The organism is Gilliamella sp. CG13 (assembly GCF_046635805.1).
Taxonomy (GTDB): domain Bacteria; phylum Pseudomonadota; class Gammaproteobacteria; order Enterobacterales; family Orbaceae; genus Gilliamella; species Gilliamella apicola_I.
This window is the reverse complement of record NZ_JBIDFM010000009.1, coordinates 17,874-42,521: the sequence shown is the minus strand read 5'-3', so window position 1 is coordinate 42,521 and position 24,648 is coordinate 17,874. Positions and strand designations below refer to the sequence as shown.

General features: G+C 35.7%; 20 protein-coding genes. 8 read left to right on the top strand and 12 right to left on the bottom strand.

Annotation, left to right across the window (positions count from 1 at the left end):
- Window positions 1-170: 170 nt before the first annotated feature.
- Together crcB and ACGH6R_RS10390 are read left to right on the top strand one after the other, a co-directional pair.
- Complete coding sequence (crcB, locus tag ACGH6R_RS10395; protein WP_267351896.1) at window positions 171-548, top strand: fluoride efflux transporter CrcB; 378 nt, start codon at window positions 171-173, stop codon at window positions 546-548.
- Window positions 549-657: 109 nt separating this feature from the next.
- Complete coding sequence (locus ACGH6R_RS10390; protein WP_267351895.1) at window positions 658-1,056, top strand: cell division inhibitor SulA; 399 nt, start codon at window positions 658-660, stop codon at window positions 1,054-1,056.
- Window positions 1,057-1,308: 252 nt separating this feature from the next.
- On the opposite strand, the gene plsY is transcribed toward ACGH6R_RS10390, so the two are convergent.
- The 3 genes from plsY to ACGH6R_RS10375 form a co-directional block, all read right to left on the bottom strand.
- Window positions 1,309-1,905: a glycerol-3-phosphate 1-O-acyltransferase PlsY gene (plsY, locus tag ACGH6R_RS10385; protein WP_267351893.1), complete on the bottom strand. Its 597-nt coding sequence runs from the start codon at window positions 1,903-1,905 to the stop codon at window positions 1,309-1,311.
- Window positions 1,906-2,068: 163 nt separating this feature from the next.
- Window positions 2,069-4,909 carry an excinuclease ABC subunit UvrA gene (gene uvrA / locus ACGH6R_RS10380; RefSeq protein ID WP_411599733.1) on the bottom strand — a complete coding sequence of 947 codons (2,841 nt, stop codon included), beginning with the start codon at window positions 4,907-4,909 and terminating at the stop codon, window positions 2,069-2,071.
- Window positions 4,910-5,281: 372 nt separating this feature from the next.
- A complete protein-coding gene (locus ACGH6R_RS10375) occupies window positions 5,282-5,752 on the bottom strand; it encodes a YhcH/YjgK/YiaL family protein (protein WP_267351891.1) in 471 nt (156 codons plus the stop codon).
- Between the two features lie 411 nt (window positions 5,753-6,163).
- Here ACGH6R_RS10375 and ACGH6R_RS10370 point away from each other — a divergent pair, with 411 nt between their 5' ends.
- A complete protein-coding gene (locus tag ACGH6R_RS10370; protein ID WP_411597383.1) occupies window positions 6,164-6,529 on the top strand; it encodes a nuclear transport factor 2 family protein in 366 nt (121 codons plus the stop codon).
- Between the two features lie 227 nt (window positions 6,530-6,756).
- On the opposite strand, the gene guaA is transcribed toward ACGH6R_RS10370, so the two are convergent.
- Entirely contained in the window at window positions 6,757-8,340 is a 1,584-nt protein-coding gene (gene guaA / locus ACGH6R_RS10365) for a glutamine-hydrolyzing GMP synthase (protein ID WP_267351889.1), read from the bottom strand.
- Window positions 8,341-8,659: 319 nt separating this feature from the next.
- Here guaA and ACGH6R_RS10360 point away from each other — a divergent pair, with 319 nt between their 5' ends.
- Window positions 8,660-9,091 carry a hypothetical protein gene (locus ACGH6R_RS10360; protein WP_267351888.1) on the top strand — a complete coding sequence of 144 codons (432 nt, stop codon included), beginning with the start codon at window positions 8,660-8,662 and terminating at the stop codon, window positions 9,089-9,091.
- Window positions 9,092-9,094: 3 nt separating this feature from the next.
- The gene (locus tag ACGH6R_RS10355; RefSeq protein WP_267351887.1) at window positions 9,095-9,559 is read left to right on the top strand and encodes a MarR family winged helix-turn-helix transcriptional regulator; all 465 of its coding nucleotides are present in this window, start codon (window positions 9,095-9,097) and stop codon (window positions 9,557-9,559) included.
- Window positions 9,560-9,803: 244 nt separating this feature from the next.
- Here ACGH6R_RS10355 and ACGH6R_RS10350 read toward each other — a convergent pair whose 3' ends face one another.
- The 4 genes from ACGH6R_RS10350 to ACGH6R_RS10335 form a co-directional block, all read right to left on the bottom strand.
- Window positions 9,804-13,130, bottom strand: a complete 3,327-nt coding sequence (locus ACGH6R_RS10350) for an autotransporter outer membrane beta-barrel domain-containing protein (protein ID WP_411599710.1) — start codon at window positions 13,128-13,130, stop codon at window positions 9,804-9,806.
- Between the two features lie 128 nt (window positions 13,131-13,258).
- Window positions 13,259-13,735 (bottom strand): toxin-activating lysine-acyltransferase, encoded by a 477-nt coding sequence (locus ACGH6R_RS10345; protein ID WP_267360053.1) that lies wholly within the window; start codon window positions 13,733-13,735, stop codon window positions 13,259-13,261.
- Between the two features lie 425 nt (window positions 13,736-14,160).
- Entirely contained in the window at window positions 14,161-16,311 is a 2,151-nt protein-coding gene (gene pta / locus ACGH6R_RS10340) for a phosphate acetyltransferase (RefSeq protein ID WP_267351884.1), read from the bottom strand.
- A gap of 69 nt (window positions 16,312-16,380) precedes the next feature.
- Window positions 16,381-17,586 (bottom strand): acetate kinase, encoded by a 1,206-nt coding sequence (locus ACGH6R_RS10335; protein WP_065558167.1) that lies wholly within the window; start codon window positions 17,584-17,586, stop codon window positions 16,381-16,383.
- Between the two features lie 193 nt (window positions 17,587-17,779).
- On the opposite strand from ACGH6R_RS10335, the gene yfbV reads away from it, so the two are divergent.
- From yfbV to cysK, 3 genes are all read left to right on the top strand, one after another.
- A complete protein-coding gene (gene yfbV / locus ACGH6R_RS10330) occupies window positions 17,780-18,235 on the top strand; it encodes a terminus macrodomain insulation protein YfbV (RefSeq protein WP_411599708.1) in 456 nt (151 codons plus the stop codon).
- Between the two features lie 11 nt (window positions 18,236-18,246).
- Window positions 18,247-18,759 (top strand): primosomal replication protein PriC, encoded by a 513-nt coding sequence (gene priC, locus ACGH6R_RS10325; RefSeq protein ID WP_411599706.1) that lies wholly within the window; start codon window positions 18,247-18,249, stop codon window positions 18,757-18,759.
- A gap of 235 nt (window positions 18,760-18,994) precedes the next feature.
- Window positions 18,995-19,960: a cysteine synthase A gene (gene cysK, locus ACGH6R_RS10320; protein WP_267351881.1), complete on the top strand. Its 966-nt coding sequence runs from the start codon at window positions 18,995-18,997 to the stop codon at window positions 19,958-19,960.
- Window positions 19,961-20,044: 84 nt separating this feature from the next.
- Here the strand turns inward: cysK and ruvB are convergent, their stop codons facing one another.
- The 4 genes from ruvB to dnaX form a co-directional block, all read right to left on the bottom strand.
- Window positions 20,045-21,046, bottom strand: a complete 1,002-nt coding sequence (gene ruvB / locus ACGH6R_RS10315; RefSeq protein WP_267351879.1) for a Holliday junction branch migration DNA helicase RuvB — start codon at window positions 21,044-21,046, stop codon at window positions 20,045-20,047.
- 13 nt (window positions 21,047-21,059) lie between these two features.
- The gene (ruvA, locus tag ACGH6R_RS10310; RefSeq protein ID WP_065558172.1) at window positions 21,060-21,668 is read right to left on the bottom strand and encodes a Holliday junction branch migration protein RuvA; all 609 of its coding nucleotides are present in this window, start codon (window positions 21,666-21,668) and stop codon (window positions 21,060-21,062) included.
- Window positions 21,669-21,932: 264 nt separating this feature from the next.
- Window positions 21,933-22,271: a YbaB/EbfC family nucleoid-associated protein gene (locus ACGH6R_RS10305; RefSeq protein ID WP_411599705.1), complete on the bottom strand. Its 339-nt coding sequence runs from the start codon at window positions 22,269-22,271 to the stop codon at window positions 21,933-21,935.
- A 33-nt stretch (window positions 22,272-22,304) separates the two neighbouring features.
- On the bottom strand, window positions 22,305-24,437 hold the full coding sequence (gene dnaX, locus ACGH6R_RS10300; protein ID WP_411599704.1) for a DNA polymerase III subunit gamma/tau: 2,133 nt from the start codon (window positions 24,435-24,437) through the stop codon (window positions 22,305-22,307).
- Window positions 24,438-24,648 lie beyond the last annotated feature (211 nt).

Sequence of the window (24,648 nt, the reverse complement as noted above, 5' to 3'; positions counted from 1 at the left end):
GATATACCCTAAGAACTCTATTTTTTTGATACCCTATTGAAACTCAGTGTTTAAGCAGCGTTATTAGAATTTGTTATACAAAAACTAGTCAATATTCATTAAGTCATTTTATAATGACATTCTCATTCACTGAGTAAAGATCATTTCTCAAATTTTATTAAGGATTGTTGATGCTAAAACTTATTTTAGCCATTTCATTCGGTTCTGTAGCGGGTGGTTTACTTCGCTGGTTTTTATCACTTAAATTTAATGTGGTTGCCTTTACTATTCCAATCGGAACACTATTATCTAATTTAATTGCTGGCTATATTATTGGTTTTGCCATCGCTTTTTTTAATCATTCTAATCTTTCCCCTGAATGGCGTTTATTAATCGTCACGGGTTTTTGTGGTGGTTTATCAACTTTTTCTACTTTTTCGGCTGAAATTGTTAATTTATTGCAGGAAGGCAGAGTAACATGGGCATTAGCGACAATAGGTATCCATGTTGTTGGCTCGGTATTGATGACTTTTTTAGGCATTTGGACTTATCAATATTTTCGTTCTTGATCGTTTTGTTAGCCTAATAATTGATTAGCCTAACATAACATAAAAAATATTTACAACCTTAAAATACTGTATTAATATACACTGTATATTAATACAGTTAGAGGTCATTATGCTTATTGAACAATCATCACAACAAATTATGGCGTTTGAGTTTGAATCTCCTTTTCAGCAAGTATTACAACAACAGCGACCGTTATTACGTTCATTTAATAAAGCAAAAAAATGGCAGCTTTGGTTATCCGATAGACCGATGTTAAAGCGATCTTGGGTTAACTTTGCCGGTTTAGATAAGCAAAAAGTAATCCATATCACCAATATAAAAAATGAAAATCTGGTATCAACGATTGAAAAAGCCTTACAAAATAAAACGTGTAGTTATGTCGTTGCTTGTATTAAGCAGCTTAATGAACAAGATAAAATACGTTTGCATAACGCGGTGTTAGCCAGTGATACAACGTTATTTTTGGTCAATGATGAATCCAAAGAGCAATATACTCAATACCATTAAACTGAAAAGATGATTATTTTTGGATAAGTTAAAAGGAAAGTGATAACACCAATTAATTCGATGAAGAATCAATCATCATCAATGTACGTGTTCTTTTTTCGAGAATTTTATTGAGATTGATACTTTTTTAGGCGAATTTCTAACTGATAATCATCAAGTAATAATTTGTGAAGTTAACAACTCATTTTTCATCGCTATCGTCATGTCAATACTGTTATGTTAACCGATCTGAATCCGACTGATGCCATTAAATTACAGTTTTAATCGCTTTAAGCTTTTTGGTTCTTCACCTTTTAATAAACGCATAATATTACTACTATGGCGAACAATAATGAGGCAAGAAAGCATAGTTACCGGTAAGGTCAACTCAGGTTTAAACAACCAAACATAAAATGGCGCCATAAGAAACCCGATAATAGCTGCAACTGATGAGTAGCCCGTTATCAATAAGGTTATTAGCCAAGTCAGTATAAAACATCCTGTAAAATCAAGTCCAATCGGAGCCATCATCCCTAATGCTGTCGCAACCCCTTTACCACCTTTAAAATGAAAAAAACAGGGGAAAATATGCCCAAGACAAGCAGAAATGCCAATAATACCTAAAAAGAAGGGCGATATTCCTATTCGATACGCCAGATACACAGGTAGCGTACCTTTGAACATATCAAAAATTAAGACAACAATAGCAGGTAGTTTACCATTAATTCGTAGGATATTGGTTGCCCCAGGATTGTGAGAGCCATGCGTTAAGGGGTTGGGCAATTTCATAGCATGACTAACTATCATAGCACCTGACAATGAACCACAAAGATAGGCGATGATGATCATCGCTAAGATTTCTAATGACAAAAGCCCCTCCCTAGATGTACCTATTTTCTGATTATTATATCGATAAAAAGTTAAACTAATTCAATTAATGAACTTTTTATCGATGTTTATTAATAGAGAAATAAATAAAAGTGGGGAGTTGCCTCCCGTCCTTTTTAATCCTTTAATCAAAATTGACTCTATTTTACTTTCTTTTTTGTTTATCTAATAGTGGTTTTAAATATTGACCCGTGTAAGATATTTTCGATTTTGCAACCTCTTCTGGTGTACCTTCGGCAATAATTTCACCGCCACCATTCCCCCCTTCTGGCCCAAGATCCACGATCCAATCAGCGGTTTTGACGACATCTAAATTATGTTCAATGACGACAATAGTATTACCTTTATCACGTAAAGTATGCAATTGTGCAAGTAATTGTTTAACATCGGCAAAATGCAAACCAGTCGTTGGCTCATCTAAAATATAGAGCGTACTACCTGTGTCACGTTTTGATAGTTCTTTGGCTAATTTAACTCGCTGAGCTTCCCCACCCGATAATGTCGTTGCCGATTGACCAATAGTAATGTAAGCCAAACCAACATCAATCAAGGTTTGTAATTTTCGAGATATCATTGGAACCGCATCAAAAAATTCACGCCCTTCTTCAACGGTCATATTTAAAATTTCGTTAATAGATTTACCTTTGTATTTGATCTCAAGCGTTTCACGATTATAGCGTGCACCATGACATTGATCACATGGCACATAAATATCAGGTAAAAAGTGCATTTCAACTTTAATTAAGCCATCGCCTTGACAAGCCTCACAACGTCCACCTTTTACATTAAAGCTAAATCGCCCCGGATTATACCCTCTGGCTCGTGCTTCAGGTACTCCTGCATAAAGCTCACGAATCGATGTAAAAAATCCGGTATAAGTAGCAGGATTTGAACGTGGTGTTCGTCCAATCGGGCTTTGATCTATCGCGATAACTTTATCAAAAAAGTTAAGACCTTTAATGGATTTATAAGGTGCAATATCACTTTTTTCAGCGCCATTGAGTTCATTTTGAGCGAGTGGGTATAAAGTATCATTAATTAATGTGGATTTGCCCGATCCCGATACCCCTGTGATACAGGTAAACAGTCCGACCGGAATATTTAACGTGACATCTTTAAGATTATTACCCGTTGCCCCGATGAGCGATAACATCCGTTTTTTATCAACTTTAGTACGTGTTGCGGGGATTTCGATTTTTTCTTTACCGGATAAATATTTTCCTGTAAGCGATGCATTATTTTCCATGATTTGTTTAGGTGTTCCTTGAGCCACAACTTCGCCCCCGTGAACCCCTGCCCCCGGACCAATATCAATCACGTAATCGGCAGCCATAATCGCTTCTTCATCGTGTTCAACCACAATGACGGTATTACCTAAATCACGTAAATGAGTCAATGTATCAATTAAGCGAGTATTATCACGCTGATGAAGACCGATAGAAGGCTCATCAAGTACATACATTACGCCAACTAAACCGGCACCGATTTGACTGGCTAAGCGAATACGTTGCGCTTCACCGCCGGATAAGGTTTCTGCCGAACGTGATAACGTTAAATAATTAAGTCCAACATTAATTAAAAACTGTAATCGGTCATTAATTTCTTTCAGAATTTTTTCTGCAATTTGGGCACGTTGGCCGGTTAATACTAAGTTGTCAAAAAATTCTTTTGCTTGTTGAGTACTTAAATCACTAATCGTTGGTAAATTTGTATCGTTAATAAATACATGTCTTGCTGTTGTACATAACCTTGATCCATGACAACATGGACATGGGCGGTTACTGATGTATTTAGCTAATTCTTCACGAATCGTTTGTGATTCGGTTTCTTTATAGCGACGCGTTAAGTTATTTATGATACCTTCAAAAGTATGTTTTCGTTTAACCACATCACCACGATCATTAGTATAAACAAAGGTAATTTCGGTACTACCCGAACCATTTAATAAAATATCTTTTATTTTTTCAGGTAATTTTTCGTAAGGCTTATCAATATCAAATTTATAGTGATCCGCCAAAGATTTTAACATCTGAAAATAGTAAAAATTACGACGATCCCAGCCTTTTATTGCGCCCGCAGCTAACGAAACTTCAGGCATTTGTACAATGCGTTTAGGATCAAAGTACTGTTGAACACCTAAACCATCACATTCGGGACAAGCACCCGCTGGATTATTAAATGAAAATAAACGAGGTTCCAACTCAGAAATGCTGTAACCACAAATTGGGCAGGCAAAATTAGCCGAAAATATTTTTTCTTCAGCTTTTTGATCATCCAAATTAGCTACTTTAACTATACCATTGGTAATGGATAGTGCTGTTTCAATCGATTCTGCCAGACGTAGTTTTAAATCATCACGAATACGAAAACGATCGACAACAACTTCAATAGTATGTTTCTTTTGTAATTCAAGTTGTGGTGGATCAGATAAATCATAGACATCACCGTCTACCCTTACCCGTATATAACCGCTTGCAGAAAGCTGTTCAAAAAGCTTAACAAACTCTCCTTTACGTTCGGTCACCACTGGTGCAAGTAACATATATCGATTTTCAGCCGGTAATGCCATAATGCTATCGACCATTTGCGACACGGTTTGCGCTGCTAACGGTAAATTATGATTTGGACAACGAGGCTCTCCTATTCGGGCAAAAAGCAACCTGAGGTAATCATAAATTTCAGTAATCGTGCCGACCGTTGAACGTGGATTATGTGATGTAGATTTTTGTTCAATTGAAATTGCTGGCGATAATCCTTCAATGTGATCAACATCGGGTTTTTCCATTAATGATAAAAACTGTCGTGCATAGGCGGATAATGACTCGACATAACGCCGTTGCCCTTCTGCATAAAGCGTATCAAATGCTAATGAAGATTTACCAGAACCTGAAAGCCCTGTAATAACGACAAGTTTATCGCGTGGAATAATGACATTAATATTTTTTAAGTTGTGCGTTCTCGCACCTCGAATATCGATATCTTTAATTGACATAGATCTCTTCTTAAGTATGTTTTTTGTACAATTCAAATGAAAATTTAACTGTATATTATACCAGTGATGAGTGATGAAATATAGTACTAATTCACCGTTGATGAGTTTATGGGTTTTACGGTTCTTTTATTAACGCTAACAAATTTATCAATAAAATTCAATGAGCAAAATATCATAATGAGTTTTATCGTACTCCGTTAATGCCAGAACATTTAAGCATAATGTGCCAGTTAACCGACTTTTCGAAGTAAGCATTGAAAATAGATGTTCACTATTTATTAAACTCATTTGCTTGGATGCAATTTTGGCAACTATGTCATAGTATATGCGCTAAATTCATCTCAATTTAGCGCAATGATTCCTAAATTAAAGATGATCTAAGGCTATTTTAATGACCACTTTACGAACAGTATTAATGTTATTGTTTATTGCACACAAAGGTTTATGGACTTCATTAGGAAAAAAAACAATGAAATCGTTTGAATGCAAAACCAGTAATGTTTCTTCCTTAGGGGTTTCAACAAATGCAATATCGTTAGTAGTAAGTTGATCATCGAGCCTGTTAGTGTAAGGTGGTAAAGTATTAATCGCCATTCCCTCTTGACCGTCTAATACAATTTGCACATCAATATATTTTTGATGATATTCAGGGTTAGCCTTATCAATGTGACGAGTTGAACTATCAGATAGCATAAAAAATATCTTATCACCGTCAATGTCATAACGCCCTATAGGCGTATTTTGATTGACATTATCTTTGATATATTCAATCGATTGCTTTATTTTGGCAGGCAAATAAGGGACTAAATTTAAATGGTTAATATTACCTAAAATCATATTTGATAATCCTTCATAAATGAAACATTACTGATATCACAAATACACAGCATTTGTTTAAGTATATACTTATCCAATACATTTTAATAGATAGACTATGATAGCCTTTAGACTTTTTTGATGCCTATGACGAATGCTTTATATTGATAAATATAATTAGTTATTGTGTTAAGTTATCCCAGTAAGATTAAAATGACCTAATATGGTCGACTTTAGACTAATCGAGTTTAAACAGAAATCGTGACATTTGATTAAGGAGGTGGTATAACACTAACAGCCATTTATTATTTACAGTCTTTATCATTATCATATCCATTTTTTAATACACAATAGCTATTCAGATTTTCTTCTTTTCTTAATAAGTCATTAATTTCAATAGAATGTATGTCTTTCTAACAAAAGGTAACTATGATGAAAAATAAAGAATTGATCGAAAATTACTACCAAGATGTTTTTATTAACGGTAATGTGGATAAAATTCCTCATTATGTATCAGAAAACTATATTCAACATAATCCTCAGGTTGAAGATGGTCAAGCAGGATTTATTAAATTTTTCAAAGAGTTTATTAAAACTAAACCCAAACTCGATATTGTCAACATCAGTTGTGAAGCGAATATGGTTTACGTATTTTATAAATGTTCCCTACCAGACGGTACCGTGAATAAGGTATGTGATATTTATCGTGTCGAAGGCAATAAGATCGTTGAACATTGGGATGTCATTGAGTCCCATGTAGAAAAAGTAAAATCGGTTAATAAAAATAGTTTATTTTAGATCATTTTATGAAATAAACATGACAACCTTATCTTGGTTGGGTTTAAAGGATAAGGTTGTTATTAAACATTAAGCACGCATTTTTAATCATCAACGATAATAAGACAATTTCTCTACCCAAATGACTGTTATACTGTTTTTAATCAGCAGATTGGAAAATACTACAGCAAAAAACAGCGCTTTATCAGCGCTGATATTTCGATTATGCTGGAATATTAAGTTATTTTTTATTCCCACTCAATCGTCGCTGGCGGTTTACCGCTGATGTCATAGACAACGCGAGATATTCCGTTTACTTCATTAATGATCCGATTTGATACTCGTCCTAAGAAGTCATATGGCAGATGTGCCCAGTGAGCGGTCATAAAGTCGATAGTCTCAACTGCACGTAACGAGACAACCCAGTCGTATTTACGTCCATCCCCCATTACGCCGACTGAACGTACTGGTAAAAATACGGTGAAAGCTTGGCTGACTTTGTGGTATAGGTCGGCTTTATACAGTTCTTCGATAAAGATCGCATCAGCTTGACGGAGTAAGTCACAATACTCTTTTTTCACTTCGCCAAGTACTCGAACGCCTAAACCCGGTCCAGGGAATGGATGACGATATAACATGTCATATGGTAAACCTAACTCTAACCCAACTTTACGTACTTCATCTTTAAAAAGTTCTCGTAGTGGTTCCACTAACCCCATTTTCATCTCTTCTGGCAAACCACCGACATTATGATGCGATTTAATCACATGTGCTTTACCGGTATCAGCTGCCGCAGATTCGATCACATCAGGATAAATAGTACCTTGTGCTAACCATTTCACATCTTTGAGTTTTGCCGCTTCTTCATCAAACACAGCGACAAATTCACGCCCTATAATCTTGCGTTTAGCTTCGGGATCGGCCTCCCCTTTTAGGGCTGCTAAAAAGCGGTCTTCGGCATTCACGGCTATAATATTTAACCCAAATTTATTACCGAACATGTCCATAACTTGTTGCGCTTCGTTCAAACGTAATAAACCATGATCGACAAAAACACAGGTCAGCTGATCACCAATGGCTTGATGGAGTAATAATGCCGTAACAGAAGAGTCAACGCCACCCGATAACCCTAGTAATACTTTATCTTTGCCGACTTTTTCTTTTATTCGGGTAATTGCATCGGTAATAATAGAAGATGGTGTCCATAGTTTTTCACAATGACAAATATCGATTACAAACCGTTGGAGCAATTCAAACCCTTTTATTGTATGAGTGACTTCGGGATGAAACTGAACGCCATAAAATTGCTTTTCATCATTAGCCATGATGGCAAATGGGCAGGTTTCTGTTCGACCAATGACCGTAAAACTATCCGGTAAAGTTGTGACTTTATCACCATGACTCATCCAGACATCAAGTTGATCTATACCATCGTTGTTAGTACTATCTAAAATGCCGTCAGTTAATTTTGAGCGTCCGATAATGTCGACTTTAGCATAACCAAACTCACGTTGATTTGAACCGGTGACTTGTCCACCTTGACCAACTTGAATTGCCATAGTTTGCATACCATAACAGATACCTAAAACAGGCACACCTGCGTTAAAAACATATTCGGGGGCTCTTGGGCTATTTTGTGCTGTCGTACTTTCTGGACCACCCGATAAAATAATCCCTTTAGGATTGAATTGTTTAATTTTTTCTTCCGATACATCCCACGGCCAAAGCTCACAATAAACACCAATTTCACGAATCCGACGTGCAATTAATTGGGTAACTTGTGAACCAAAATCAAGAATTAAAATACGTTGCTGGTGGATGTCATTTTTCATCAAATTTGTTCCTAAACTATGGTCTATTACAAAATCAAGGTGGTATTGTATCATTTACCGACTAAATTGAACGGATTAAATAAAAAAACAATTGTAAATATTTTACCTTTGCAAGTTTCAATATATCCTGATACGGTATTTTATTTTGTTAATAAAACGACAATCCTTATATGAATTAGTCAGATCTTAATTATTTTCTTTTTGAATTAACTAACTGATTTTAATGATGAATATAATTTTTTTTAATACAATAAAATTTCTTTACTTATTTAATAAGTATACTTATAATATGCAGACTTATCAAAACGAGGAAAAAACGATGAATACTATTTCAATTTCTTTTGTACTACCAACAAAGGCTACACCATCTAAAATATGGCCATACTATACTGATCTTAATTTCAGAAAATTATGGGAAACCGATCTTGAAGATTTTCGTATCACGGGCGAGTTAAAAACCGGTTCTAAAGGTATTTTTAAATTACAAAATATGCCAGAAATGGACGTGACGTTATCTAAAATAATTAATGAACAAGAATTTACCGAACAATTTGATATGCCTGACATAGGTTTACTCTATTTTTCACATCAAATTATTGAATTATCGCATAATCAATATGCATTGAAGTCAGAAATTTCATTAAAACCGGATCCGAAAATGGATACTCATGCATCTTATAATTTTATTAAACAGATTTCGGATGATATTATTGATAAAACATACAAATTAAATAGTTTAGTTGAAGGGTAAGTTATGGCAAAGGACAATAAGTTTTTGACGCAATTCCAATCTGATTCAGACTCTGTTGGTTTTCTTTTTATGAAAACTTATTCGTCCTGGCATACAAATATAAAAAATTGTTTAAAAAAACAGTCTATCACACATCCCCAATTTATTGTGCTAGCGACCCTAGCTTATTTATCTCAATATCCTGATGAGATAACACAAGTTATTCTATCCCATAAAACGAATATTGATGTCATGACTATTTCTCAAATATTAGAGAATTTAGAGAAAAAAGATTACATTAAACGCACTTGTTCAATCAAAGATAGTCGTGCAAAATCAATTGTATTAACGCAAAAAGGGCTTGATAAGGCAAATGAAACCGTTCCTTTAGTTGAACAAATGGATCAAGAATTTTTTTCATTATTAAAAGAGGATAAAAAGCACTTTATGACGATGCTTTTAACACTCTTAAAAAACCGAACTGATTGAAGAATAGCTTGAGTTAAAAATTTAAGTATTTGCTGTTTTTAGCTATTCATTATGATTATTGAGTTATCTTGCTGCAAACTTAGTTGATTAATAAGTCTAAAAAAATCAATATTTTTTATTATGTAACTTACTATTATGTTAGATAAAAAATATACGTAATGCTAAACAAGCCATTACGTATAAGATGAGTGTAACATAGATAACACTTTGAAACTAAATCATAATTTACATTATTAATTTACACTTACCATTTATGTTCAATACCGATATTTCCTCGATAACCTTGCCGTTTGGTATTTCCAAAATCGTGTTCGTAGCGAGCATCGCCATAAAGATAAGTCTTTTCAAATAAAGGCGTTTTTAACCCAACGCCCAATTCTCCCCATGTACGAGCATAATTTTCACGCAGTTTATCTCTACCTATGGTAACTTGGCTTGGCTTGATAAAGTCATGCAGAATATTACCAATTGCATAGAATGTGGTATGCTGCTCAACTGTTGCTTGGTTATTATTACCCAAACGAATACCGATTCTACCCCGTAATAGATCCTGATTATTTTGATCAACACGACGATATTTATCTTTAAAACTATCTAAATCAACATATTGGTACACTAATTGAACTTGAGGCTCAACTATCCAATAGTCTTTATCAAGATCATTCTGATTTATTTTAAAGGTGTGCCCAGCTTCAGCCGAAATGGCAAATGCCCACCCATTTTGAGTATGTGGATTATTACCATTACGAGCTTCATATTTATTACGTAAATAGGAAAACTGTCCAACTAAATCTAAATAGTTATTCTCTACTGAAAAATAAGTATTGGTTAATCCCAAGCTCAATGATTCTGATTTGCCTTTTCCTGTTCGTTTATTATGGTCAATTATCCCATGTACAGCTCGATATTTATCGGAAAAGTCGGTATGCGCTTTGCTATAGGTTAAATAGATACCTGTATAATTATGACTTCCATCATCACTTACATTATTCAGCAAATCATGACCAAATTGGAATCCATATATATCGCTCTCTAAATTTAATCGATCTTTACCATCTTGTTTTATGTGTTTGCCTAAAATCCTACCCCAAGTTTCACTTAAAAACTCTTCACAAGTATTACAATTTGCTAAATCAAAATTGGTGTATTCTCCCCGACGTTCATGTAAAGAACCAATACTTAAAAATCCTTGTTCCTGATTGACTCTCGCCATAGCAACATATCCTGCTACCGGACTGGCAAAAATGGGTTTAGGTTTAATTGTCGGCGTCGGCGTCGGTGGCGTCGGTGGCGTCGGTGGCTCTGGCGTCGGTGGCTCTGGCGTCGGTGGCTCTGGCGTCGGCGGTTCTGGCGTCGGCGGTGGTGGCGGCGGCGGCGGTGGTGGTGGCGGCGGCGGTGGTGGTGGCGGCGGCGGTGGTGGTGGTGTCGTACCTGCTTGCATAGTCCAGAAATATTCGTCACCATCAGCTGTTTGACGTTTTGCTAGTTGAATTTCAGTCGCGCCGTTTGTGTGCGCTTCACCATGAAAATTAAGTTCATTTTTACTTTGTCCTACATAAATCACGGGAACAGTATTTATCACTGCGTCAATTTGACTTATATTACCATCAATCACGTTTTCTGTGCCATTCGCATCTATCGGTATCACTTTAGTCCAACCAGATGCAGTACCTGTGATTTTTAACACATCAGATTGTGAATTCATCGCATAAGTATCGCTGGCATTATTCCACGATGTGTTCAATCTTATTTGAGCATCATTAGATCCGGTATAGTTACCATCGATAGTTAATATATCATTATATTTTTGATGAGAGGAATTATCTAAATTAATAATGCCTGAATTGCTATAAACATCAGCTTGTACGATAAAATCATTACCACCATCATCATTATAAGCTGCATTGATTGTTCCACCAGATTCAATTAGAATCGTATTTAATTTTGATATATTATCATTACCTTTTTTTTGCAAATTCCAACGAAAGTCATTAGCTAAATCTAACCAAACTCCTGGTTCTTTATTTATATCAAGAATTTGACCCTCCTTCTCTTTTACTTGCCCTTTGGAAATTAACCCAGTCATACTTCCTTTACCATAAGCATAAAAGCTGACAGAGGAAACTTCATAGTCATCATGTCCTTGTTCAACACCGTTAGCATCATACGTATTAGAAAAAAATTGATAATTAGGTGCAGTGTAATTACCGCTGACGTTGAGAATATAGCCGTCTTGATGAGCATGGAGATCTGTTTCATCACCCATAATTGTAAAATTAACATTTTGTTGACCTTGATCAACAAAAATTAAATCTTTGCGTGCAACAGAACCTTCAATTACGGGATCAGCACTTGTTCCTGTTGTGGTAAATATTGCATTATTTAAACTGATACTCATATTGTGTGATGCAGCTTGTTCAAATTGTCCACTTGAAGTCGCATCATCATGGGTACCAATTTCCAATGCATAACCATTGGTTTTAATGATCGTTTTACTATTATCAAAATTTGCTGTTAATGAAGAATTCCTAACCATTTTGATACCACTACCATTTAAAGCGTTAGTGGTATCAATAGTCAACTCCCCATGTGATTCTAAAATACCTGGCCCCTCACCTGTATTACGAGTTTTACCCAGTTTAATCCCCACACTATCCCAGTTTAACCTTGAGCTATCATTACCTTTATTAATGATGATAGTGTTTTTCTCTCCTTTCAAAATTACTTTTGGGGTTAACTGACCGTTTCGGCCTTTATTTTCTGCAACCCCATGATTGGTTGGATTGCCCGAAACATAAATACCGATTGAGCGATTTCCCGTTAATGTCATATCTAAATTATCATTGATAATAACTTGTCCTGCAGAACCATCGCCTGAATTATCATAGGCTCCTTGAATTGCTCGAATACCGTTATTTAAAATTGGCTGGGTTTTGCCCCCCTTTGCTGTTTGATTAATTTTCAAACTATCCACTGTGATGGTACTGTATTTACCATTATACGTATCTCTCTCACCGGCATTAACTGACGAACCAGCTAATAAACCATAAGAAGCAACCGTACCACTTGAATTGCCACCACGCGTATAGTTATCATTGATATTTAATTCCACATTTTTTGCAGTCAGATTAACATTGTGATAAGTGGCAAGACCTAGCATGTTACCGTTGTTATTCAATGTAAAATTTAAATTACCTGCATTAATTGATCCGCCCGACACGCCATAGGTATATTGATTAGCCAGACCAGTGTAATCACCGTTTACATTGGCGGTAAGCGTTGTATCACCGACATTGAGTTGTTCATGTAATCGGCTTCGAGTGAGAATATAAAAACTGGCATTACCCGATTGGTTAACGGTCGCTGCGTTAATATTATTACAGCTTGGGCTATTTTGACCGACCAAGTAAGAGCCATCGGCACTGGCGGTACAGTCTAAAGCAAACGAAGAAGCAGAGGTAACTAAAACACTTAATGTTATCATTGCTTTACTTGCTCGTCGTACTAATTCAGAACACACTATAGTAGTACCCGTGATAACATTAAATTTCGTTTGATAAATTTGGTTCATATTAATTTCCTTCAAATTAACGATAAAAAATAAGTACGACAACAAATTACTATCGAGAATGACAACGATTTAATTAAGAACCATCTGAAACTATAGAGAAAAAACAGATTTAAACTGCATATTAATGATTAGCACTGAACTTTTTTAACGACTGTTTCTGTTTTTGACTTGTGATAGCCAAAAAAGCAAAGATTATTTTTTAGGACTTTTTTTCCTAACGATTTGGTTAGTAACACTTCATGCAGTCCAAATGGGCAAAAAAAAGATAATATCCACAAGCGTGTAGATTCCATTGGCTGATTGCATTGAACAAAATTGATATAAGGCTTTTTTTTGTTTAAATAGAGTTGCTCTTGTTCTCGATTGAGATAAGCCCAATTTAAATAACCTAGCGGTTGGTTGTTGTGAATAAATAGAGCAAAATTTTTAGACTGAATAATAGGTAACAAAACGGTTAAAGCGGAGTTTAATTCCGCTTTTTTGTATTCAGGGTTTCGATTCCATAACCAGATCATAGCCCCTAATACCTCAGCTTCATTCCATGAGGTGTCATGATATAAACTCGGTGCAATAATTCTAATCAAGTCTTGCTCAAGACTTTTCATATAGCTTTACCTTTGTTAACATTTACATACAATTGTATTACATAAAAGATAAAAATTCATCAATTTATTTTTTATAAAAAAATAATTAAGATTGATAATCAATTCAAGGCATTAATTAATTTTTAATCAGTTATGAGATGAAGAGTGAATTGAAATTTTTTTGTTAAAACAGTATGAATTATCTTAGAATTGTTTTTATATTTTATTCTTGTGTCTCTACTCCCCTTTATATTGTAAAATTTAATTTAAAAAAACTGAGTATTGACTCTTATTATAGTCAATTAAAACACTTTTTTTGACCAATCAAATAACATTAATGAAATAGCGTTAATGGAGTCGATAAAAAAGCGTGTGGTAAAAATCAATGCATATAAAAAAAGGTGATGTTACTCACCTCTTTTTTATATTGAAATAACCGATATAAATTAGTTATTTGCATTTTGTTCTTGCGCTGATTGGATCGCCGTTAATGCAATGGTATAAACAATATCATCCACTAATGCACCACGAGACAAGTCATTAACTGGTTTACGCATACCTTGAAGCATAGGACCAATTGAAACAAGATCAGCAGAACGTTGTACGGCTTTATAAGTCGTGTTACCCGTATTAAGATCTGGGAAGATAAATACGGTTGCTTTACCTGCAACTTGAGAATTAGGTGCTTTCGATTTAGCCACATCAGGCATGACAGCAGCATCATACTGTAAAGGCCCGTCGATCATGAGATCTGGACGTTTTTCTTGAGCAATTCGAGTTGCTTCTTTTACTTTTTCAACATCAGCACCTTGACCTGAACTACCGGTTGAATAAGAGATCATTGCAACTCTTGGTTCAATACCAAAGGCAATAGCAGTATCAGCAGATTGAATCGCAATTTCAGCCAGTTCTTGCGCATTCGGATCTGGATTAATTGCACAGTCACCGTAAATGTATACTTGGTCAGGCATTAACATAAAGAATACTGAGGAAACTAAAGAACTACCCGGTGCCGTTTTAATTAATTGCAATGGTGGGCGAATTGTATTTGCCGTGGTATGCACTGCACCAGACACTAAACCGTCAACTTCGTTTGCTTCAAGCATCATGGTTCCAAGCACAACGTTATCAGCCAATTGTTCTCGCGCAATTACTTCGGTCATGCCTTTGTTTTTACGTAACTCAACTAAACGCGGTACATATTTTTCACGAATATTTTCAGGATCGACGATTTCAACGCCTTCACCCAATGTCACTCCCTGTGAAGCAGCAACTTTACGCACATCATCTGGATTACCAATTAACACACATTTTGCAATTCCACGCTCTGCACAAATAGCGGCTGCTTTAACTGTTCTTGGTTCATCACCTTCAGGTAATACCACCACTTTTTTCGCATTCCGTGCAAGTTCAGTTAATTGATAACGGAATGCAGGAGGAGATAAGCGACGAACAGAATTCACTACTTGGTTTAGCGACTTGATCCAATTGCTATCAATATGGTCAGCAACAAAGTTTTGTGTGTTTTCCATGCGCTCTTTATCATCAACAGGAATTTCTAAATTAAACTGTTGTAAACAGATTGAAGTTTGGAATGTATTGGTTTTTACCGTAAATACCGGTAAACCTGTATCAAATGCAGGTTGACATAATTTATAGATTTTTTCATCTATATCATAACCACCTGTTAATAATACCCCTCCAATTGCCACACCATTCATTGCGGCTAAACTGATTGCAACTAAAACATCAACACGGTCAGCTGATGTGACAAGTAATGCATTTGGTTGTAAATGATTAACAATATTTGGCACACTGCGAGAACAAAATGAGATGTGTTTTATACGGCGGTTTTTGATCTCACCTTCATTAATGATTTTTGCATCAAAATGTTTGGCAATATCAATTGCACGACATGCACTTAAATCCATATTCCAAGGAATGCAGCCAAGTACCGGTAAAGGACTGTGCGCATTTAAATCGTCGATTGTGATTTTTTTATCATCAAATTTTGGTGTATGATAAATTTCTGCCACATCTGGACGTGCAAGGCTTTGTTCTTCAACGGGGGCATTCACTTTATTGACAATAACACCTACGATTTTTTCATTTTTAATACCGCCAAAATTAGAACGAGCAATTTCGATTCGTTCTTTTAATTGTTCTGGAGTATCTTTACCCATATTAACAACAAAAATAATCTCAGCACCTAATGTTTTAGCAATATTATTATTTAGTTCGTTAGCAAAAGGATAATCACTGGTAGGCACAATACCTTCAACTAAAACAACATCGGCCCCTTTGGTATTTTCAGCATATAACGCGACAATTTCTTCCATTAACACATCTTGTTGATTTAAACCTAATAGATTTTCTACATGGCTCATTTTTAGTGGTTTTAATGCTGGTATAGATGTGTTGCTGCTTACTAAAGTGGTGGTGTTATCGGGCGCATCCCCACCTGCTCTTGGTTGAGCAACAGGTTTGAATACATTTAAGTTAATTCCTTGACGCTCCATTGCTCGAATAACACCAAGACTCACACCTGTTAACCCGACGTTTGTTCCGGTTGGGATTAGCATAATAGTACGAGACATAATCAATTTCCTCTTAATTCTTTATTAAATATAAAAACAAACCGCCATAAAGGCGGTTTTATTTGTCTTTTAAGCAGTTAGACGCGCAGCATCTTGAGCAATGACGAGTTCTTCATTTGTAGGAATAACCATTGCAATTGCTGAACCATCTTTAGTGATTGTGCCGCCTTTACCAAAACGAGCAGCTAAATTGCGTTCTTGGTCAAGTTCAAATCCTAAAATTGATAATTTTTGAAGCGCCATACGACGAACTTCTTCCGCATTTTCACCGATACCACCTGTAAAGATAATCGCATCTAAACGACCATCTAATAACATTGCATATCCACCAATGTATTTGACTAAACGATGTACAAATACATCTAGGGCATTTTTCGCATTTTCATCAGTGTCATAGTGATCTGTCACATAACGGCAATCGCTACTTACACCAGTTAAACCTAATAAACCTGATTTTTTATTTAACAAGTTATTGATATCAGCAACAGACATTTTTAAGTTGTCGTGTAAGAAGAACATAATTGCAGGGTCGATATCGCCACTGCGAGTTCCCATGACTAAACCTTCTAATGGAGTTAGACCCATTGAGGTTTCAACACATTTACCATTTTTAACTGCTGTGATTGACGCACCGTTACCTAAGTGACAAGTGATCACATTGGTTTGATCAACTGGTTTATTTAATAATTTTGCCGCTTCACGGCTAACATAGTAATGACTTGTACCATGAGCACCGTAACGGCGAACACCATGTTTGGTGTATAATTCGTTAGGAATTGCATATAAATAAGCTTCTTTTGGCATGGTTGTATGGAATGCCGTATCGAATACAGCCACATTTTTATTTTTTAAATGAGGAAATGCTGCAAATGCTTCACGAATACCAATTAAATGCGCTGGATTATGTAATGGTGCAAATGCCGCTGCTTCTTCAATTCCTTTTAGAACAGAATCATCAATTACAACTGATTGCGTGTATTTTTCGCCACCGTGAACGATTCGATGCCCAATAGATTTAATACTATCTAATAATTCTGGTTTTTGTGGGAAGATGCTATTAACAATAAATTTAATTGCTTCGCTATGTGCAGCTCCTGCGCCTAAAGATGCTTCGTTTTTACTTCCATCAAGTTTCCACTTAATGCGTGCATCAGGAAGATTAAAACATTCAGCTAACCCAGATAAAAATTCATCGCCATTTTCAGGATTGATAATAGCAAATTTTAAAGATGAGCTTCCGCAATTTAGAACAAGAACATTGTTACTTGACGACATAGTAATTCCTATAAATTGAATAAAAAGATATATACCAATCAAAATTGGTAACTCTACACATGATTTAATAATCGATGTGAATATACAAGGTGACTTCTGATATTCTGCATTTTAAGATAAAATAAAGAAAGCCCCTAATTGGATGGCACTATTTTAAGACAATAATAGGTGAATGTCGAGGAATCACAAATTTATGAATTTAGTTAAGGCATTTAAGACTGGTCAACGATATATGGAACTTTGTCCAAAAGATAAAGCACTTTCGTATTCATTTCCCGAATTAAAAATCATAAACCACATAAAAACCGCGAAGAAGTATTTACCCCCAATAATTATTGCGTTAGCTGTTTGGCAATATTATATGCCAGCACAATTAGCGGTGACGATTATCGCAATCTTGTTTGCGTTAAGTTTACCTGTTCAGGGTATCTATTGGTTAGGCAAGCGTTCACAATCTCCGTTACCACTCAATTTAGTCGATTGCTATAATCATATTCAATCAAAACTAATTGAACAAAAAATTTTGGTAGAAAATAAAGAAACGAACGAAAAATTAACCTTCGAATCATTTATGAAGCTGATAACTTTATCAAAAAAGCATTTTGGCAATTACTTTGCTCAAGATGATAGTTCTGAAACTCATTATTAAGATCAAAATAAATGCAGAAACGGCTGGCATCACTAAAAAAACAAATTGATATACTTGAACAACAAGTCAATATATCTGAACAACAAAATTATCAAGAACACTATTTTGATGAACACTTATTTAATACCACCAAAATCAATACGGATAACGCTTTTTATTTAGAAAAAATCAAACAAACTTTTCAAGCTTTAGTCAATAATGTGATGAATCAAAAAGATGAACAAATTGTCTATTTGTCTGAAATGTTAGTTAATCAAATCACCGCCCTCACCCGTGAATTAGCGACGCATCAACTTCGTAAAAAAGAAGAATCTAAACTTTCAATTCAAGAAACACTCTCTGAAAAACATTGTCGCCATTTAGATTATTTGCGTCGTTTGCAAGAAATGAAATATGAGTTATTACTTTCTGCTGAGTCAATCGATCCAATCAAGATTGCAACACTGGATAATCGTATTCAACGGTGTGAACAAGCGATCAAAAACATTGAACAGGAATTAGATACGGAAAGCGGTGTTTATTAAAAAAATGCCAATGCACACGGAATGAATATTGTTGACTTCGATGAACATTTAAATAATCGCTAAATCAGCGTCTAGATTTATTGCATTACTCCTTAGATCAAAGATATAGCTAAAATGCATAATGTTATAATGAATAATTAGTATCATCTTTTTGAGTTCTATTTATAATATTAGCTATGATTAGCGATAATGTTCCAATGCTATCCCTTTCTAATATTTTAATAAGGATTTATTCATGGGTAAGATATTTGATGATAATTCTCAAACTATTGGTTATACACCTCTTGTTCGTTTAAAGCATTTTGGTCATGGTAATATTTTAGCTAAAGTGGAGTCACGCAATCCCAGTTTTAGTGTTAAATGTCGTATAGCTTCAAATATGATTTGGGATGCGGAGAAGCGTGGTTTATTAACGCCGGATGTTGAATTGATTGAACCCACCAGCGGTAACACAGGTATCGCATTAGCAGCCGTTGCCGCAGCGCGTGGTTATAAATTAACGTTAACCATGCCTGAAAGCATGAGCATTGAGCGACGAAAATTGTTGAAAGCATTAGGTGCAAATTTAGTTCTAACAGAAGCGTCAAAAGGAATGAAAGGCGCCATTGAAAAGGCTGAGGAAATGGTAGCAAGTAATCCCAAACGTAATATTATGCTACAACAATTTAGCAATCCAGCCAATCCCGAAATTCATGAAAAAACAACCGGGCCTGAAATTTGGCTTGATACTGATGGAAAGATAGATATTTTTGTCGCAGGGGTAGGAACAGGCGGAACATTCACAGGCGTAACACGTTACATTAAAAATACCCAAGGTCGAAATATTACGGCGGTTGCGGTCGAACCAAGCCAGTCACCTGTAATCACTCAAGCACTTGCTGGCGAACCGCTTAAACCAGGGCCACATAAAATTCAAGGTATCGGAGCGGGTTTTATTCCTGCTAATCTGGATTTGAGTTTAATTGATTTAGTGGAAAAAGTATCGAATGAAGAAGCGATCGAAACTGCGCGCATTTTAATGGAAAAGGAGGGAATTTTGGCGGGAATCTCTTCAGGAGCAGCAGTTTTTGCCGCTGATAGATTGGCTAACTTACCGGAGAATAGCAATAAAACCATTGTGGTAATATTACCTTCATCAGGTGAACGTTATTTAAGTACTGACTTATTTAGCGGGATTTTTACCGAAAAAGAATTAGGATGACTTAAAATAAAAGATACCGTCAATTGACGGTATTTAATCCATTTAATTTAGAGATCTATTAATAATTTAAACTGATTAAAATCGTTATTCGTGAATAATGCCAAAATGCCGATAAGCATGCGGTGTTGCAATTCTGCCCCTTGGTGTTCTTTGAATATAACCTTGTTGAATTAAAAAAGGCTCAAGCACATCTTCAATCGTTTCTCGCTCTTCGCCAATTGCAGCAGCAATATTATCTAAACCAACCGGACCACCCATAAATTTTTCAATAATAGCTAGCAATAATTTGCGATCCATATAATCAAAACCTTCATTATCGACATCGAGCATATCGAGTGCTTGGGTCGCTATTTTTTCATCGATAATACCTTTTGATTTTACATCAGCATAATCTCTGACTCGACGTAACAAACGGTTAGCTATTCGAGGGGTACCTCGTGAACGTTTAGCAATTAAATGAGCCCCTTCACAGGATAAATCCATACCCAAAAATTTGGCACTTCGACTAACGATATATTCCAGATCTTCGACACGATAAAATTCAAGGCGTTGTACGATTCCAAAGCGATCACGTAATGGCGATGTTAATGAACCAGCTCTTGTTGTCGCACCAATAAGGGTAAAAGGCGGAAGATCAATTTTTATTGAACGTGCAGCAGGACCTTCACCAATCATAATGTCTAGTTGATAATCTTCCATTGCCGGATATAAGATTTCTTCAACGACTGGCGATAATCGATGAATTTCATCGATAAAAAGGACATCATTAGGCTCTAAATTAGTTAACATGGCAGCAAGATCACCCGCTTTTTCTAAAACTGGGCCAGAGGTAGTGCGCAAATTAACACTCATCTCATTAGCAACAATATTTGCTAAGGTCGTTTTACCCAGCCCGGGAGGGCCAAAGATAAGAACATGATCGAGAGCATCACTACGCTGTTTTGCAGCTTGAATAAAAATTTTCATTTGCTCACGCACATGAGGTTGCCCGATATATTCATCCAGATACTTTGGACGAATTGCACGATCTAGAGACTCTTCTTCTTTTTGAGCTTGTGGAGCTATTAAACGATCCGCTTCAATCATAATGCTTACCTTTTTATAACGCTGATTTTAATGCTTCACGTATAAGCGTTTCACAATCCATTTCAGGCTTGATAACTTTACTGATTATACGGCTGGCCTCTTGTGGCTTATAGCCTAAAGCAATAAGGGCGGAAACAGCTTCACTTTCAATTTGATTTGAGGATTTTTTGATATTGCCAGTTTCAACAATGGTCATTGAGTCAGATAATTCTTCACCAAAGCGTTTAACACGATCTTTCATTTCCACAATTAATCGTTCTGCCGTTTTAGTCCCCACGCCCGGTAATTTAACCAGCGTTTTGATTTCACCTTGTTCAACCGCCACGATAAATTGTTGAGCCGACATTCCTGATAATATTGCCAATGCTAATTTTGGTCCAACGCCATTCACTTTGATCAATTCACGAAACAATTCGCGTTCTTGTTCATGATTAAATCCATATAATAATTGGGCATCTTCACGAACAATCAGATGTGTTAAAACGATAACTTCTTGACCATTGTTGGGTAATTCATAAAAACAGGTCATGGGCATAAAAACATTGTAACCGACACCGCCCACATCAATAAGCACTTTGGGTGGCTGTTTTTCTATAATGATTCCGCGTAAACGACCTATCACAATTAATCCTTAATATTGAGTGTTATCAGATTTATCAATGACATGTAACAATGAAAAAAGAATAATTACTCAATCAAATACAGTATTAATGAGTAAAGTGTATGTTGTCATTGATATCGAGTGTATAAACTATTGTTGTTTAGTTTACCTGATGAAATTGAAATAATAAAGAAAAACTGTATAAATAGACAGGCAATAAAAGGAAAAATTTTGCCGACCAATTCGGCAAAATAGTGAGTAGAAACAGATGATAATTTGCTTAAATTAAAAAGGCATTTTAAAACCTGGTGGTAATTGCATTCCACCTGTAACTTGAGCCATACGCTCTTTCTGAGCTTCATCTAGTCGGCGAGTTGCATCATTAAAAGCTGCTGCAATAAGATCTTCTAACATCTCTTTGTCATCTTCATTCAATAATGACGGATCTAACTCAACTCGTTTACAGTTATGAGCGCCATTAATGGTGACTTTAACAATTCCTGCACCCGACTCTCCTGTTACTTCTAATTTGGCGATTTCTTCTTGCGCTTGCTGCATTTTTGCTTGCATTTGCTGGGCTTGTTTCATTAAATTACCCAAACCGCCTTTTCCACCTGAAAACATAATTATTCCTCGTTAAATATATTTAGTCCATAATTATACAGGACGAATACTTGTTTCATCAATCTTGGCTTCAAAATATTGGCAGATCATTGCCACTTTTGGATCTTGATTAATTGTCACTTTAGCTTGCGCAAGTTTTTGTTGATAAAGATCTTCACGCATTTCCAAAGGTGTTTTTATCGTTTGATTATCATCAATAATAACGTTAATTTTTAACGGTTTTTGTCGATAATTCGACATTGCTTTTTCTAATTTTGAAATATTTGCTGATGCATTAATGAGATGTTTTACCGCTGATCGCAAATGTAAAACGATATTTTCATCATCTATTTGTTCAATAGAGCAATTTATCGCAATTTGCTTAATTAAAGGCGCAATATCGAGTTGCTCAATTTCGGCACACCATGCGTCTTTTTGCGCCATTTCATCAATTAATTTTTTCATCATTTCAGGTGTTTTATCACCATTTAATGATTCGCGAAAACTTTTCGTATCAATGATTAATTCATCTTTGGTTTCAATCAGCCCACACGCCTGCCATTGATAATTTTCTGCGGTAATTTGCTCTTCATCCTTATCAGGCTTATTTAAGTTATTTTCATTTGACTCTACGTGTGAACGTTTGTCTGTGCCATGCGCTAATGATGCATTGATACTCGCCTGAATTGGTTGATTTTTTTCAACCAGTTCAGACTTTTTTTTATTTTGTTCCTCTTGTATTAATTGCATCCGCATTTCTAAAATACTTTTCGTCATTGAAGAGACATCATCTGGGATCGGCATATCGTGTTTAGCCGGTTGTTGCTGATTATTTTGAGAGTGTTTTATATCAGATTGTGCGTTACTCTCAATACGTGATGTCTTTTCTAACTCATCTTGTTGAAAATTGTGCTCTGATTGTGGTGTGCCAGATGCTGATTTTTGATGAATATCAGTCACGGGCGGTACATTACTCATCGAGTCAGATGTGGCGTTTGATATGTCACTCTTACTAGCTGATGCTTGAATAGGTAAAGGCTTTGATGGCTGCGGTGCCTGAACCGTTGGCTTTGTATTTGACACTAACTTATTGTTATCATTAGTTTTTGGTTGAAATGCTAATGCTCTTAGAAAGCTCATTTCAACACCTATTTTTTTATCGGGTGAATAGGCTAATTCTTTTCGCCCCATTAATAATATTTGATAAAATAACTGAATATCATTTGGCGCAATGTATTGTGCTAAAAAGCGTATTCGTTCTTCATTATCGGTATAATCACCCAATGCTGTTGGTACAATTTGTAATAAAGCGATTTGATGCAAAAGCGTAATGGTTTCAGCCAATAAGTTATCCCAATCCACGCCTTGTGTTGCAGCTGCTTCAATCTGTTGCATCAAAGCATTGCCATCATTTTGATAAAGTGCCTCAACCAATAAAAAAGGAATTGTTTTATCCAGTGTCCCTAACATAACACTGACTGATTGCGCATCAACAACGCCATTACCTAAGGCAATAGCCTGATCGGTTAAACTTAAGGCATCTCGCATACTACCATTAGCCGCTTTGGCTAATAACTGAATCGCCTTCGGTTCAGATTCAATTTTTTCAAGTTGTAAAATGTGAGAAAGCTGTTCCGATATAAGCGAAGTATCTAGCACATTTAAATGTAAATGTAGACAGCGTGATAATATGGTAATCGGTAACTTTTGTGGATCGGTTGTTGCTAACAAAAATTTGACATGTTCTGGTGGTTCTTCTAATGTTTTTAGCAAGGCATTAAAACTGCTGCGAGATAACATGTGCACTTCGTCAATTAAATAGACTTTAAAGCGCCCTTTAGTTGGCAAGTATTGAATGTTATCTAATATTTCACGTGTATCTTCAACTTTAGTTCGTGAAGCGGCATCAATTTCTAAAAGATCGACAAATCTGCCTTGCTCAATATCACGACAATTATCACATACCCCACAAGGCGTGGCAGTAATCCCACTTTCGCAGTTTAAGCCTTTAGCAAGTAAGCGAGCAATGGAGGTTTTGCCAACACCACGCGTGCCTGAAAATAGATAAGCATGATGAACTCGACCTAGCGAAAGTGCATTTGATAGAATCTTGAGGACATGCTGTTGCCCTACGACTTCAGTAAATGATTTTGGTCGCCATTTGCGTGCCAGAACTTGATAACTCATATTCACCATTGCGTATAACTAATCAATTTGGCATCAATAATATCATAAAGCGTAAAATTAGTCTTTAAGATGACAGTAAACAATTTACAATACTTTATTGAATGAAAATCCAGTCAATTTTTATTATTGACGTTTATTTTAATGGAATGCTTTTAATAGATAGATTATTAATAAGAAATGAATGATAAGAATAAATTGAGTTTGTTGTAGT

Bases quoted from the DNA above. Each gene is read 5' to 3' on its own strand.
- crcB (WP_267351896.1), top strand. From the start codon at position 171: ATGCTAAAACTTATTTTAGCCATTTCATTCGGTTCTGTAGCGGGTGGT.
- ACGH6R_RS10390 (WP_267351895.1), top strand. From the start codon at position 658: ATGCTTATTGAACAATCATCACAACAAATTATGGCGTTTGAGTTTGAA.
- ACGH6R_RS10375 (WP_267351891.1), bottom strand. From the start codon at position 5,752: ATGATTTTAGGTAATATTAACCATTTAAATTTAGTCCCTTATTTGCCT.
- ACGH6R_RS10370 (WP_411597383.1), top strand. From the start codon at position 6,164: ATGAAAAATAAAGAATTGATCGAAAATTACTACCAAGATGTTTTTATT.
- guaA (WP_267351889.1), bottom strand. From the start codon at position 8,340: ATGAAAAATGACATCCACCAGCAACGTATTTTAATTCTTGATTTTGGT.
- ACGH6R_RS10360 (WP_267351888.1), top strand. From the start codon at position 8,660: ATGAATACTATTTCAATTTCTTTTGTACTACCAACAAAGGCTACACCA.
- ACGH6R_RS10355 (WP_267351887.1), top strand. From the start codon at position 9,095: ATGGCAAAGGACAATAAGTTTTTGACGCAATTCCAATCTGATTCAGAC.
- ACGH6R_RS10350 (WP_411599710.1), bottom strand. From the start codon at position 13,130: ATGAACCAAATTTATCAAACGAAATTTAATGTTATCACGGGTACTACT.
- ACGH6R_RS10345 (WP_267360053.1), bottom strand. From the start codon at position 13,735: ATGAAAAGTCTTGAGCAAGACTTGATTAGAATTATTGCACCGAGTTTA.
- pta (WP_267351884.1), bottom strand. From the start codon at position 16,311: ATGTCTCGTACTATTATGCTAATCCCAACCGGAACAAACGTCGGGTTA.
- ACGH6R_RS10335 (WP_065558167.1), bottom strand. From the start codon at position 17,586: ATGTCGTCAAGTAACAATGTTCTTGTTCTAAATTGCGGAAGCTCATCT.
- yfbV (WP_411599708.1), top strand. From the start codon at position 17,780: ATGAATTTAGTTAAGGCATTTAAGACTGGTCAACGATATATGGAACTT.
- priC (WP_411599706.1), top strand. From the start codon at position 18,247: ATGCAGAAACGGCTGGCATCACTAAAAAAACAAATTGATATACTTGAA.
- cysK (WP_267351881.1), top strand. From the start codon at position 18,995: ATGGGTAAGATATTTGATGATAATTCTCAAACTATTGGTTATACACCT.
- ruvB (WP_267351879.1), bottom strand. From the start codon at position 21,046: ATGATTGAAGCGGATCGTTTAATAGCTCCACAAGCTCAAAAAGAAGAA.
- ACGH6R_RS10305 (WP_411599705.1), bottom strand. From the start codon at position 22,271: ATGTTTTCAGGTGGAAAAGGCGGTTTGGGTAATTTAATGAAACAAGCC.
- dnaX (WP_411599704.1), bottom strand. From the start codon at position 24,437: ATGAGTTATCAAGTTCTGGCACGCAAATGGCGACCAAAATCATTTACT.